We start from the raw sequence: 12,771 nt of genomic DNA, 5'->3' as shown, positions 1-12,771 counted from the left end.
GAGGGAATCAGTCGAGGCCGTACTGCGCCATCTTGCGATAGAGCAGCTGGCGATGGATGCCGAGACGGCGTGCGGTTTCTGCACGATTGCCGCCTGTCTGGCTCAAAGCATGCGCGATCAGCAGGCGCTCCAGGCGCTCGACGCTCGCGGGCAGTTCGCCATCCAGCCAGTCAGCGGGGAGGGAGTTTCCGCCGTCGATCATCGACCCGCCGTCGGCATCGCCGGCCAGGTCCGTACTGTCGATCACGCGCTGTCGCACCAGCGCGTGGCAGCGTTCCATCAGGTTGCGCAGCTCCCTGACGTTACCCGGCCAGCTGTGGCGGATCAGCCATTGCGCAGCGGCTGTCGACAGGGCTTTCGGCGCATCGGACGCAGCCGCGCGGCGCAGGAAATGCTCGGCCAGCGGAACGATGTCGGCCAGCCGGTCGCGCAACGGCGGTACCTGGATCGACAACACGTTGAGGCGATAGAACAAGTCTTCGCGGAAGCTGCCGTCGCGCACCGCCGTCGAAAGATCGCGGTGTGTGGCCGCGACCACGCGCACGTCGACCTTCACCGTTCTGTGGCTGCCGAGCGGCGTGACCTCGCCCTGCTGCAGCACGCGCAGGATCTTGGCCTGCACGTTGAGCGCCATGTCGCCGATCTCGTCGAGCAGCAGCACGCCGCCATCGGCCGCCCGGAAACAGCCGGGCCGGTCGCCGGTGGCACCGGTAAAGGCCCCGCGCACGTGGCCGAACAATTCGCTTTCCAGCAATTCCCTGGGAATGGCAGCGCAGTTGATCGCGATCAATGGCGCATCGGCGCGGGCCGAGTGGCGGTGCAGTGCCCGGGCCACCATTTCCTTGCCGGTTCCGGTTTCACCGAGGATCAGTACCGGCGCTGCGCTCGCCGCCGCCAGACCGATGCGCTTGTGTACTTCGCGCATCGCGTTGCTGAGGCCGATCAGCTCGTCCTCTTCGCCGCTGAACGGCGTGCTGGCGGCACTCGGTGCCTCGGCGCGCAGCGCACGGGCCAGCACCTCGATCACCGCGTCGCGGCGGATCGGCTTGGTCAGATGATCGAACGCGCCGAGGCGCATCGCCTCGATCGTGTTGCTGCCGCTCGCATGCGCGGTGAGCACGATCACTGGCGGCAGATGGGCGATCCGTGCCCGCATGGCGGCCAGCGTCTGCAAGCCGTCCATGCCGGGCATTCGGTGATCGAGGAAGACGGCATCGAAACGGGCCTCCCGCATCGCGTCGAGCGCCTCGCCACCGCGCGCGACCTCCACGGTCCTGTGGCCGAGGCCCTGCAGCGTCTCGGCCAGCGTTTCGCGGAAAGCATCGTCATCGTCGACGATCAGGAGGTGCGCCATGGCAGCTCCAGTTCGAAGCGGGTGCCAGGCTTTAGTGCGACGTGTCGCAGTTCGCCGCCGTGAGCCAGGGCCACTTCACGCGCCAGCGCCAGACCCAGACCGGTGCCGTCGGCGCGGCCGGTGGCAAAGGGCTCGAACAGCCGGGCCTGCAAGGCTTCGGGAACCCCGGTGCCGGTGTCGTCGACGCGGAATAACAGCGACCCAGTCTCGGCTGCGGCAGCGGCCAGCACCACCGAGCTGCCCGGCGGTGCATGGCGCACGGCGTTGTCGAGCAGGTTGTCGATGGCGCGTGCCATATGCACGGGATCGAAGCGAGCCTGCGATGCGCCCGAATGCTGCAGATGGATGTCCACGTCCTTCGCGGCTGCGCGCCCGGCAACGGCCTGGCGGCGCTCGGCTAGCCACTGCCGCAGGTCGACGAGCTGCGGTGCGAGCGTCACCGGCTGCACCAGCGCGAGCAGGCTTTGCACCAGGCCTTCAAGCCGGTCGATCTGCCCGACGATCGCCCGCAGCGCAGTGGCTTGCTGTTCGGGCGAAGCGGCAAGGGCGTTCTCGGCCTTCAGGCGCATGGTCGCGATCGGGTTGCGGATTTCGTGCGCGATGCCGCCGCTCATGCGGCCGAGCGCAGTGAGGCGCTGGTCGCGACTGCGCTGCTGCCCGGCTTCGCGCAACTGCGCGCTGGCTTCCTCGAAGCGGAGGCGGTAGCGGTTGAACGCGTCGACGATCCGGTCCAGCTCGCGCACCCCGGTGCGATCCAGCACCGGTACCGCGTCATCGGCGGCTTCAGCCAGCCTCGTTTCGAGATGCTGCACATGGCGGAGTCCGCGCAGCAGGATCAGCCCCAGCCAGAGCCCCGACGCGAGCACCACCCCCATCAGCACCGCCAGGCCGGTGCGCAGGCTGTTCTGGGCGGCGAGCGCGCCGGCGTGGGTACGAGTCATCGTCCAGGCGGCCAGGTCCTTGCCCGGTGCGGCGAGCGGGCAGGACGAAACGATCAGCGCCTCGCGGCTGCCGCGCACCACATCCGTCTGGGCTTGCTGGGTGCGCGCGGCCTGTTGCGCGAGTTCAACGATGAACGGCTGCTCGGCTTGAGGAATGTCACGCTTCACCCCGCTGCCTTCATAGGTCGGATAGGCATAGGCCAGCAGCCCGCCGGAGGCCTGCCAGATGCCGCCCTCAACATAGGGTGCCTCGATCAGCACCAACTGCAGCAACACCTGCAGCAGATCGAGCTGAGGCTGGGCCTGCGTGGCATCGGGCACCGACCTGGCATAACGAGCCGCGATCGCGCGGCACGACTGCTCGGCCGCGGTACGGCCTGCGGCCACTTGCTCACCGGCGCTGCTCCGATAAAGCGTGACCATCACCGCCGCCAGCCCTGCGCTGACGCCGAACAACAGGAGCCACAGGCAGATCAGTTGGAAGCGCAGAGATCGCACCGGCCCCCCGGTTCGTGCGGATCGGCCGGGATCGGTCGAGGACGAGACGAAAGAGCCAGGCGCTTGGCCGCGCGCTCCGTCCAGTTTTCGCGTGTACCGGCCGACATGAACAACGCTGATGCCCCCTGATGATTGGGCGAAAGGTTACGCGATGTGTCGAGCCGAAGACGCGGAAGCAGGTTCGGTTCGGCGGGCTTCACCGGCGATCTGCGCGGCGCGAATTCGAAAGCAAGCTGCGGAGTGCTGCGCCGTCGGCCGCTGCCTAAAGTGCCGCCATCGCTCAAGATGAGTGCTGGAGAACGCTGATGAACAAGTCGAACGAAATCGAAATCCTGGCTGCGGCGACCGTCCGTGATCCACGCTGGGCGCGGGTTCAGGCCCGTGATGCGGCGGCCGATGGCCAATTCTTCTATTCGGTGCGGACCACCGGCGTCTACTGCCGGCCGTCCTGCGCGGCGCGCCCGGCGCGGCCGGAGAACGTCGCGTTTCATTTGACCGCGGCAGCAGCCGAAGCGGCCGGCTTCCGGCCCTGCAAGCGCTGTAAGCCGGATCAGGCGCCGCTGGCCGAACAGCATGCCGAGTTGATCGCGACCTTGTGTCGCGTTATCGAACGCGCAGAAGTGACGCCGACCTTGGAAGAGCTGGCTACGCAGGCAGCGATGAGCAGCTTCCATCTGCATCGCGTGTTCAAGGCGGTGACCGGGCTAACGCCACGCGCCTACGCGGCGGCTCATCGCGCCAAGCGGGTGCGCAGCGAATTGAACCGGGTTGGATCGTCGGTGACCGATGCGATCTACGACGCCGGCTACAACTCCAATGGCCGCTTCTATGCCGAGGCCGACGGCATGCTCGGGATGACGCCGAGCGACTACCGCGCTGGCGGCACCAACACCGAAATCCGTTTCGCGATTGCCCAGTGCACGCTTGGCGCGATCCTGGTGGCGGCGAGTGCTCGCGGCGTCTGCGCGATCCTGATGGGCGACGATCCCGATGTCCTGGCGCGCGATCTGCAGGATCGCTTTCCGAAGGCGAGCTTGATCGGTGCAGACGCTGCGTTCGAAGCAACGGTGGCCAAGGTCGTCGGCCTCGTCGAAGCGCCAAGAGTCGGGCATGACCTGCCGCTCGATGTCCGCGGTACGGCGTTCCAGCAGCGGGTCTGGCAAGCGCTGAGAGAAATCCCGGCCGGCGAAACCGCGAGCTATGCCGAAGTGGCCCGCCGCATCGGCGCGCCGACGTCGATGCGCGCCGTCGCCCAGGCCTGCGGCGCGAATGCGCTGGCAGTGGCGATTCCCTGCCATCGAGTCGTGCGCAGCGATGGTGCCTTGTCCGGTTATCGCTGGGGTGTCGAACGCAAGCGCGTGCTGCTCGATCGCGAAGCGCAGCCATGACCGAAGTCGCGGCGATCGACTGGCCGCGCGTGCTCGCCGATCTGGACGCGCAGGGCGCGGCAGTCATCAGCGGCTTGCTCGATCTGGAGCAGTGCCGCGCGATGGCCGCCCGCTATGGCGATGCGCAAGGTTTCCGCAGCCGCGTGGTGATGCAGCGCCACGGCTACGGCCAGGGCGAGTACCGCTACTTCGACTATCCGCTGCCGGACCTCGTCGCCAGCCTGCGCACGGCGGTCTATCCGCAACTGGCGCCGCTGGCCAACCGCTGGAACGAGCGGATGAATATCGACACCCGCTATCCGGCACAGCATACGGACTACCTCGCGCGCTGCCACGCCGCTGGCCAGACCCGGCCGACGCCCCTGCTGCTGCAGTACGGCCCAGGCGACTACAACTGCCTGCATCAGGACCTGTACGGCGAGCAGGTGTTTCCGCTGCAGCTGGCGGTGCTGTTGTCGGCGCCAGGACAGGACTTCAGCGGCGGCGAGTTCGTGCTGACCGAACAACGGCCGCGCATGCAGTCACGGCCGGAGGTGGTGCCGCTGAAACAGGGTGATGCGGTGATCTTCGCCGTGCATCACCGGCCGGTGGCCGGCTCGCGTGGCAGCTATCGCGTCAACCTTCGTCACGGCGTCAGCCGCATTCGCAGCGGGCAGCGCCACACGCTCGGCATCATCTTTCACGACGCCGCGTGATGCAGACGCTTGCGCTGTTCGATGAGCCGGAAGTGTCTCGCGAGCCGAAGCAGATCGTCGATGGCGCGATGCTGCTGCTGGGCTTCGCGCTGGGGCTTGATTGTGAGCTGATCACCGCCGTCGAACGGATCATCACGGCTGCACCGTTCCGCCATCTGCAGACGCCGGGCGGTCTGACGATGTCGGTGGCGATGAGCAATTGCGGTGCTTATGGCTGGGTGTCGGATCGTCGTGGCTATCGCTATGAAGCCTGCGATCCACTGAGTGGTCAGCCCTGGCCGGAAATGCCGGCTTCGTTCGCGACACTCGCGGGCGCAGCCGCAGCGGCGGCGGGCTTCGATGATTTCGCACCCGATGCCTGCCTGATCAACCGCTATCTGCCGGGCGCGAAGATGTCGCTGCATCAGGACCGTGACGAACGCGACTTTGCCGAGCCGATCGTGTCGGTGTCGCTGGGCTTGCCGGCGGTGTTCCAGTTCGGCGGGCTGTCGCGGAAAGATGTGGTGCAGCGCGTGCCGCTGATGCACGGCGATGTCGTGGTCTGGGGTGGCGCTGCGCGACTGCGTTTTCATGGCGTGCTGACCCTGAAGGCGGGCCAGCACACATTGCTCGGCGAGCGGCGGATCAACCTGACGTTTCGACGCGCCCGCTGAGCGTCATCGCTGCAGATCGAGCATCGCCTGCGCCAGCGCTTCGACGGTCAGTGGCGCCGAGCCCTCGGCCTTGTTGCTGATCGTCACGTAAGCCTTGTGGCCGGCGGCCGTGGTGGCGGCGATCACCTTGACCAGCGCCGCCCGGGTTTCCGGATCGGGATCGACGAGCTTGTCGTACGGCGCATAAAGCTGTTTTGCTTCCTCGTAACCGAACGCGCCATGCACGCGGTGCAGGTTCCAGCGGCAGACCAGAGGGCGCGGCCATAGCGCCCGCAGCATCGGCAACTGCTCGGCGATCGGCGGCATCTTCGCGTGCAGGCCCAGGCAGTAAGTGGCGCCGGCATCGCGCAGCAGGCTGGCCAGACGCGCGGCATGCGGTGGCTGCAGGAACAGCGGATCACGCACTTCGACGGCGATCACGGCATCCGGCGCAGCCGGCAGCAACGAAGGCAACGTGGCGAGCATCGTCGCCAGTTGATCGAGCACGCGATCGAGCCGCTTCAGCCAGGCTTCCGGCAGCGGGCTGAGCTGGAACACCAGCGCGCCGAGCTTGTGGCCGAGCCCGGCCAGCGCCGGTTCGACGAACTCGCGGACCGCCCGCTCGGGGTCGAGGAAGTTGCGGTTCATGGTCATGCCGCGGCCGGTCTCGTCGCGGACCAGCGCGTCGCTGACCAGGCTCGGCGCCTTGATGACGAAGCGGAAATCGTCCGGCACTTGCAGCGCGTACGCCGTGTACTGACTGACCGTCAGCGGCCGGTAGAACGCCCGATCGACACTGACCGCGCGCATCAGCGGATGCTGCGAGTAGGCACGCAAGCCTTCCTTCGACAGCTTCGCGTCCGGGTAATCCTCGGCCCAGACCAGGCCGGTCCAGCCGGGATAGGTCCACGACGAGGTGCCGAGATGCAGCGTGTTCGGCAAGGCCGCGGCCAGCATCTGATGTTCGGGGCGCGGCGCTGCGGGCTGCACCGAGGTTGATGTCTTTCGCCGCGGTGAGGCGGGCACCGGAACGGGCCGCGGCGCGTCAGGGAACAGGGAGTTCTGCATGCCGCAAGCTTATGACAGGCCGCACCGTCACCGTATTCGGCGCCGGTGGCAGCAATCCTGCCGGGCGCGCCCCGGGGACCAACCGAGCCGCGCTCTGTTCGAGTGTCCGCCGAACTGCGACCTCAGCCCGCTTCAAGCCCCAGCGGTTCGCGCTGAACCGTTGCGGCATAGAAATCGGCCAGCGCGCCGAGGTAGCGCAGGCGTGCTTCGATCTCGCGAATGCGGGTGTTGGCGGCCGCTTCTTCACGCAGGTTGACCAGGAAAAAGTCGCTGGCCCCTTCGGCGAAGCGTTCGCGTTCGGCGCGCGACAGCACATCGGCCTGCTCGACTTCCTGGGTCGCCAGTTCGACGAAGCGATAGGCGGCGGACAGATCGTTGGCGAGGGTGCGGATTTCGACGGCAATGCGTTCTTCGAGCAGGCGTCGATCAAAGTCCAGCCGCGATAGATTGGCCTGGGCGGCGTCGATCTGGCCGCGTGCAGTCCGCGTCTCGATCGGGATGGTGACGTTCAGTCGGACGATCGCGTCGGTGCCGACACGATTGCTCGGGCCGCTGCCGAAGTCGCGCGCGGCTTCCAGGTTCAGGTCGACGCGAGGCTTGAGCAGATTCTTGCCCAGCGCCAGGTTCAGGCGTTCGCGTTCCAGGTCCGCCGCCATCACACCGATTTCCGGGCGCGCCTGAAGTGCCGCGTTGATCGCGGCATCGACGGTGGTCGGATCGACCAGCGTCGGCGGATTCGGCCAGCGGCGCGGCAATTCGGCTTCCAGGGGCAGGCGCGGCGTGCCATCGGTCTGGCGCAGGTACAGCGACAGCTTGTTGGCCGCGGCCGCGAGCTTCCGCTCGGCTTCGACGACGAAGCCGCGCCGCCGCAGGATGTATTGGCGGTTCTCGTTGAGGTAGACGTTCGCCAGGTCGCCTTCCTGCACGCGGACGTCGAGGCCCTCGTTGCGCGCTTCGGCGAGTTGCAGCAGCCCGCGGTAGACGGCCAGCGCTTCGCCGGCGGCGATCCAGTCGACATAGGCAGTCATCGCGTCATGCTGAACGCGGACGCGGGTCAGCAGGGCATCCAGTGCGGTCTGATCGAGCGCCAGACGGCTGTCGCGCAGCTTGGCGCGGCGGGCATCGATGTCGCGATCGCGCAGCAGCGAGAACACGGCGCCGACCTTGAACTCGCCGGCGTCGAGCGTATAGGCCTCGTCCTCGTAGATCGGGAAGCGGCCACCTGAGACCTTGTAGCCGCCGTAGATATCGGTGCTGAAATCAGCGAGTGGCTGGACGATCTTGGCGCTGGTATAGCGGCCGTCGTAGTAGCCGCTGAGGCGGCTCTTGCTGGTCTGCTCGGCGTAGAGGTCGAAAGCGCCTTCGCTCGACAGCAGCTTGCCGGACTGGGAGCGGATCTTCTCGCGCGCCGCCAGCACCTGCGGGTAGCGCTCGCGGCTGCTGGTCAACACGGCGTCGAGCGTGAGAGGCGCGATCGTCGTCGACGCCGGAGGCCCGGCGGGCGCTTCCGCCCGTGCCGAGATGGCCAGCGCCAGTCCGGCGCAGAACGCCGCGCCGCGCTGGATCATTTCGAGGCTCCGTTACCAGTGGATTTCACATCTGGCGTCGGTTCGGGCGGGAAATAGTTGAGCTGACGCCAGATCTCGTAACCCAGCTTCACTTCGTTGAGCAGTACCCAGCCCTGGGCGCGGCCACCGAGGCGCAGGAAACGCTCGTCTGGCCAGGGTTCGCCGGGCTTTTCCGCCACCACCACGCGGTAGCGGCCATTGATCGACACCGCCGGATCGACGAACTGCACCACGCCTGGGAAAGTGCCGACCGCCACCGACGGCCAGCCGCTGAACTGCACCGACGGCCAGCCTTCGAAGCTCAGGCGGACGTCGCGGCCCGGCGCTATCAGCACCGCGTCGAGGCCGCTGACGAAGAGTTCGGTGGCGCGACGCGTCGCCACCGGCGCGAAACTGACCAGCGCTTCGCCTTCCTTGACGAAGGTCGAGGTATCGCCGCCGAAAATCTTCAGGATGGTGCCGTCGCGTGGTGCCGTGACCAGCTGGGTCTGCTGGCGCGACACGGCGGTCTGGGCCTTGACCACATCGGCCATGGCACTCGCTTCGGAGGCCTTCAGTTCGCGCCAGCGGATATTCGCCGCTTCGAGGTCGCGCCTGGCGGCGAGACCCTTTTCGAACAGGCGCTGGCGGCGCTCGACGTCGATCAGCGCGATCTCGCTGGCCGTTCGTCTGGCTTCCAGGGCTGCTCGTGCGGCATCGAGCTCGGCCTGCAGGCGTTCGGTGTATCGCGGATCGTTGTCGGTCAGTTCGACCAGCGGATCGCCTTGCTTGACGCGCGAACCTTCCTGCACATGCCATTGCTTGATGCGGCCGCTCAGTGAAGCGGTGACCGACTGCACGCGGTTGGTCGGGTCCAGCGCGATGATCTGGCCGGTGCCGGCTGCGGTCTGGATCCACGGCGTCAGGCTCAGCGCCAGGACCAGCAGCACGAGGATGACCAGGATCAGTCGGGCGAAGCTGCGCGTTGGCCGCGGCGGCGCCAGTTGCTCCAGCGTCGTGAATGACGCGCTGTAGCTGGGATCGAACTTCGGGTTCTGCAGGCGGTTCATCGGGCAGTTCCGCGATCGGCAGATGGCAGCGCCTGTGGTGCCGGCGTGTGCAGCGGCAGGCTGCGAAGATCATCGAACCAGCGCTGCTCGGCGGCGGTGATGTCGAGCGCCGCATCGAAGCCGAGGACATCGGCGCGGCGGCTGAACTGCAGGTAGGTCAGCTCGGGCTGGCGACGCACGGCGTCGAGCACCGCCTGCCGCTGCACCAGCGACAGGCGATCGGCGACCGGCGTGACGATCAGCAGGCGCGGCTTGTCGAGCAGTGCCGAAGCAATCCGCATCAGCAGCATCTGCTCGGCTGTCAGCGGATCGCCGCAGCGCGCAAGCACGGTATCGAGACCGTCGGGCAGCCGATCGACGGCTGCCGACAGGCCGAGCAGATCGAGCACCTCGCGCATCGCGCTGCGCGTGATCGCCGGATCGTCGAGACCGAGATTCTCGGCGATCGTGCGTTCCAGCGGCTCGGTGGAATCGATCACCAGCACGGCGTCGCGCAGGCGGTGCAGGTGCAGATCGCCGAGTTCCGCCGCGCCGAGCTGCACGCGCCCCGATGCGAGCGGGCGGTGGCGGCGCAGGATCGCCAGCAGCGTATCGCGCAGTCCGTCGTCCTCGCAGTTGACGAAGACCTTGCGCCCGGCCGGTACGGTGAACGAGAAGCGTGCCTTGCCATCGCCAACCGCCACGGTGGCACCGTCCAGCCTCAGGCCGGCAGCGCCGGCCGGCAGATCCTCGCCTTCAGTAGCGTCCTCCAGCTCCAGTTCTAGAAACTCGCCGAGCTTGTCGACTGCTGCACACAACTCGTAATAGGTATCGAGCAACCACGGCAGCCGGGTCAGTGAATAGAACACGGCTGCGAAGATCAGTTCGGCCGCCACCAGCTGCCCCAGCGTCAACTGATTGATGATCACCAGCCAGCCACCGACGCCGAGCAAGGCGGCGCTGGCCACGGCGTAAAGACCGAAATAGCCGATGGTCTGCGCCAGCTTGTAGCTGAAATGTCTGCGATGGTCGCTCGCGTACTCGGCGATCAGATTCTCGGCTTCACGGGTGGCGTAGCGAATGGTGCGTGTCGACTGGAACGAGGGATGAACTCGCGCCAGTTCCTCCAGCCAGCGGGCCACCTTGAACTTCTCCTTCGAGGCGTCGATCTTGCTGTCGATCGCGCGGTTGGCCCAGATCTTCCAGATCAGCCAGGCGATCAGGACCAGCGCCACGCTGAACACGACGAAGGCCGGATGGTAGGCCGACACCACGAGAATGCCGACGATGGCCTGCATCAGGATTGCCGAACCGTTGAGTATCAGGGTCGGCACATTGCGTTGCACGGTCACGATCTCGAAAAAACGGTTGGCCAGTTCCTCGCGGTTCATGCGCCGGCCGGCGGCGACCGTGCTGTGCACGCTGCGCAGCACGATTTCCTGCGTGTAGCGAGCGAAGAAGCGGCGCTCGAAGCGGTCCATCAGATGCGCTTGCACCACATACAGGGCGCCGTACATCGCAAGCAGGCCGAACAGGATCAGTGCCAGCACCACCACCGGCTGCAGCAGCGCGGTGTTCGACACCGTGGCGATCAGAACCTGCACCGACAGCGGCACGGCGAGCGTGAGTACCGAGGTGGCGATGCTGTAGATGACGGCCAGCCAGTAGAACGAGTTCTCGGGCCCGAGGATTGCCTTGAACAGCGTGGATCGTCGGTCGCGGGCGTTGATTGTGTCGGTCACGGCGTCAGAGTGAACGATGGCGATGGTCGGATATCTGGGGTGTCGATGCTGAGTCTCAAGAGGGCCGGATTCAGATGCGGCACCGATGCGGGCCTGCGCGGGTTCATACCGAAACGCCTTAATCTTCGCAGCCGATCCGGTCCCACGCGCCTCATGCCGATGCACTGCTCTCATCACCTTGCAGGACGCTGCCGCTCCTGTACCGAGCTTGCACAGCCGTATGCCGAGCAGCTGGCGGCCAAGCAGGCGCATTGCCGGTCCTTGCTCGCGGCGCATGTGGGGCTGGACTGGCTGCCGCCGGTCGTGAGCGCCGAAGCCGGCTTTCGTAACAAGGCGAAGATGGTAGTCAGCGGCACCGCGCTGCGGCCGATTCTCGGCATTCGCGATGCGGCCGGGCAGGGTGTCGATCTGTCCGATTGCCCGCTGTATCCGCCGTCCATGCAGGTCTGCTTCCCGGCGATCAGTGCCTTCATCGTCCGCGCCACACTCGATCCCTACGATCTCGCCAGCCGACGCGGCGAGCTGAAATTTGTGCTGCTGACGGAAAGCCCGGACGGCTCGCTGATGCTGCGTTTCGTGCTCCGCTCCGAAGCGACCGTCGCCCGCATCCGCAAGCATCTGGCCTCGCTGCTGGCTGCCCTGCCGCAGCTCGCCGTCGTTTCGGTGAACCTGCAGCCCGAGCACAAGGCGGTGCTCGAAGGCGAGCGCGAAGTCCTGCTGAGTGCCAAGTCGCGGCTGAGCATCGGCGTCAACGACATCACCCTGCATCTTCGTCCGCAGAGCTTCTTCCAGACCAATACCGCCGTTGCCGCGAAGCTGTATGCACAGGCGCGAAGCTGGATCGACGAGGTACAGCCGGCCAGCGTCTGGGATCTCTATTGCGGCGTCGGCGGCTTTGCCCTGCATGCCGCAGCGGCGGGTCGCGTCGTGACCGGCATTGAACTGGAAGCCGAAGCGATCGCCAGCGCCCGGCAAAGTCTTGCCGATCTTGCTGCCAGCGGCCGCGACATCGGCGAGGTGCAATTCGCCAGCGCCGACGCCACGGCCTGGGCGCTGTCTCAGCCGAACAGCGCCGAACTGGTGATCGTCAATCCGCCAAGGCGCGGCATCGGTGAAAGCCTGAGCCGTCATCTCGAAGCGGCGCGCGCAACGCGCTGGCTGATCTACTCCAGCTGCAACGCTGAATCATTGGCTCGCGATCTGGCGTTGATGCCCTCGCTGAAGCCGCGCCGCGCTCGGGTTCTCGACATGTTTCCGCAGACCCGGCACTACGAAGTGATCGTGCTGCTGGAGCGCGGCTGAGTGGATCATCGACAATAAAGCGATGAGCCCATCGACCAACGAGGCCGATCAACACTGGCTGCGCCACGCGCTGAGCCTGGCCGAGCGCGCGGCGGCGGAAGGCGAGGTGCCGGTCGGTGCCGTGCTGGTCGGTGCCGATGGCGCACTGCTCGCCGAAGGCTGGAACCGGCCGATCGCGCTCCACGATCCCACCGCCCACGCCGAGATCATGGCGATGCGCGCCGGGGCGGCGGCACTCGGCAATTACCGGCTGACCGGCAGCACGCTGTACGTGACTCTGGAGCCCTGCGCGATGTGCGCTGGCGCGATCATTCACGCCCGAGTCGGCCGCCTGGTGTTCGGCGCCAGCGATCCGAAAGCGGGTGCGGTGAACTCGGTCTATGACCTGATCGCGCGGCCGCAGCTGAACCATGTCGTCGCCTGGCAGGGCGGTGTGCTGGAAGCGGAATGTGCCGAGCAGCTGCGGGCGTTTTTCCGGGTGCGGCGAGGCCTGCGCAACGGCTGAAACGAAAACGCCCGACCTGTCGCAAAGACAGATCGGGCGTCGCATCGAGC

Annotated in this window: 11 protein-coding genes; 5 read left to right on the top strand and 6 right to left on the bottom strand. The window is 66.9% G+C overall.

The genetic code is table 11. From position 1 onward, the window contains the following. Window positions 1-7 precede the first annotated feature (7 nt). Both G513_RS0112800 and G513_RS0112795 read right to left on the bottom strand, forming a co-directional pair. Window positions 8-1,354, bottom strand: a complete 1,347-nt coding sequence (locus G513_RS0112800; protein ID WP_022977244.1) for a sigma-54-dependent transcriptional regulator — start codon at window positions 1,352-1,354, stop codon at window positions 8-10. Next, entirely contained in the window at window positions 1,339-2,793 is a 1,455-nt protein-coding gene (locus G513_RS0112795) for a sensor histidine kinase (protein WP_022977243.1), read from the bottom strand. The genes G513_RS0112800 and G513_RS0112795 overlap by 16 nt, the downstream gene beginning before the upstream one ends. 305 nt (window positions 2,794-3,098) lie before the next feature. Here G513_RS0112795 and ada point away from each other — a divergent pair, with 305 nt between their 5' ends. From ada to alkB, 3 genes are read left to right on the top strand one after another with little or no spacing between them, the layout of a single operon-like run. Further along, window positions 3,099-4,181 carry a bifunctional DNA-binding transcriptional regulator/O6-methylguanine-DNA methyltransferase Ada gene (gene ada, locus G513_RS0112790; RefSeq protein ID WP_022977242.1) on the top strand — a complete coding sequence of 361 codons (1,083 nt, stop codon included), beginning with the start codon at window positions 3,099-3,101 and terminating at the stop codon, window positions 4,179-4,181. Further along, window positions 4,178-4,876, top strand: coding sequence for a 2OG-Fe(II) oxygenase (locus tag G513_RS0112785; protein ID WP_022977241.1), 699 nt, complete (start codon window positions 4,178-4,180; stop codon window positions 4,874-4,876). Before ada ends, G513_RS0112785 begins: the two co-directional genes overlap by 4 nt. Continuing rightward, window positions 4,876-5,529, top strand: a complete 654-nt coding sequence (gene alkB, locus G513_RS0112780; protein ID WP_022977240.1) for a DNA oxidative demethylase AlkB — start codon at window positions 4,876-4,878, stop codon at window positions 5,527-5,529. Before G513_RS0112785 ends, alkB begins: the two co-directional genes overlap by 1 nt. Window positions 5,530-5,532: 3 nt before the next feature. Here the strand turns inward: alkB and G513_RS0112775 are convergent, their stop codons facing one another. The 4 genes from G513_RS0112775 to G513_RS0112760 form a co-directional block, all read right to left on the bottom strand. Next, entirely contained in the window at window positions 5,533-6,576 is a 1,044-nt protein-coding gene (locus tag G513_RS0112775) for a DUF72 domain-containing protein (protein ID WP_028475493.1), read from the bottom strand. A 122-nt stretch (window positions 6,577-6,698) separates the two neighbouring features. Beyond that, window positions 6,699-8,144 (bottom strand): TolC family protein, encoded by a 1,446-nt coding sequence (locus G513_RS0112770; protein WP_022977238.1) that lies wholly within the window; start codon window positions 8,142-8,144, stop codon window positions 6,699-6,701. Further along, complete coding sequence (locus tag G513_RS22885; RefSeq protein WP_022977237.1) at window positions 8,141-9,193, bottom strand: efflux RND transporter periplasmic adaptor subunit; 1,053 nt, start codon at window positions 9,191-9,193, stop codon at window positions 8,141-8,143. Before G513_RS22885 ends, G513_RS0112770 begins: the two co-directional genes overlap by 4 nt. After that, a complete protein-coding gene (locus G513_RS0112760; RefSeq protein WP_022977236.1) occupies window positions 9,190-10,914 on the bottom strand; it encodes an ABC transporter transmembrane domain-containing protein in 1,725 nt (574 codons plus the stop codon). The genes G513_RS22885 and G513_RS0112760 overlap by 4 nt, the downstream gene beginning before the upstream one ends. Window positions 10,915-11,073: 159 nt before the next feature. Between G513_RS0112760 and rlmC the strand changes: the two genes are divergently transcribed. Together rlmC and tadA are read left to right on the top strand one after the other, a co-directional pair. Beyond that, window positions 11,074-12,216, top strand: a complete 1,143-nt coding sequence (gene rlmC, locus G513_RS0112755) for a 23S rRNA (uracil(747)-C(5))-methyltransferase RlmC (RefSeq protein ID WP_028475492.1) — start codon at window positions 11,074-11,076, stop codon at window positions 12,214-12,216. A 22-nt stretch (window positions 12,217-12,238) separates the two neighbouring features. Next, complete coding sequence (gene tadA, locus G513_RS0112750; RefSeq protein WP_022977234.1) at window positions 12,239-12,721, top strand: tRNA adenosine(34) deaminase TadA; 483 nt, start codon at window positions 12,239-12,241, stop codon at window positions 12,719-12,721. Window positions 12,722-12,771 lie beyond the last annotated feature (50 nt).

Origin of the sequence: Nevskia ramosa DSM 11499, assembly GCF_000420645.1 — a bacterium.
In the GTDB taxonomy this organism is placed as follows: Bacteria; Pseudomonadota; Gammaproteobacteria; order Nevskiales; family Nevskiaceae; genus Nevskia; species Nevskia ramosa.
The sequence above is the reverse complement of the archived record's forward strand: the minus strand, read 5'-3'. Positions and strand labels throughout refer to the sequence as shown.

What these genes read in the sequence shown, in the direction of transcription:
- G513_RS0112800 (WP_022977244.1), bottom strand. Translation starts at nt 1,354, where the DNA reads ATGGCGCACCTCCTGATCGTCGACGATGACGATGCTTTCCGCGAAACG.
- ada (WP_022977242.1), top strand. Translation starts at nt 3,099, where the DNA reads ATGAACAAGTCGAACGAAATCGAAATCCTGGCTGCGGCGACCGTCCGT.
- G513_RS0112785 (WP_022977241.1), top strand. Translation starts at nt 4,178, where the DNA reads ATGACCGAAGTCGCGGCGATCGACTGGCCGCGCGTGCTCGCCGATCTG.
- alkB (WP_022977240.1), top strand. Translation starts at nt 4,876, where the DNA reads ATGCAGACGCTTGCGCTGTTCGATGAGCCGGAAGTGTCTCGCGAGCCG.
- G513_RS0112775 (WP_028475493.1), bottom strand. Translation starts at nt 6,576, where the DNA reads ATGCAGAACTCCCTGTTCCCTGACGCGCCGCGGCCCGTTCCGGTGCCC.
- G513_RS0112770 (WP_022977238.1), bottom strand. Translation starts at nt 8,144, where the DNA reads ATGATCCAGCGCGGCGCGGCGTTCTGCGCCGGACTGGCGCTGGCCATC.
- G513_RS22885 (WP_022977237.1), bottom strand. Translation starts at nt 9,193, where the DNA reads ATGAACCGCCTGCAGAACCCGAAGTTCGATCCCAGCTACAGCGCGTCA.
- rlmC (WP_028475492.1), top strand. Translation starts at nt 11,074, where the DNA reads ATGCACTGCTCTCATCACCTTGCAGGACGCTGCCGCTCCTGTACCGAG.
- tadA (WP_022977234.1), top strand. Translation starts at nt 12,239, where the DNA reads ATGAGCCCATCGACCAACGAGGCCGATCAACACTGGCTGCGCCACGCG.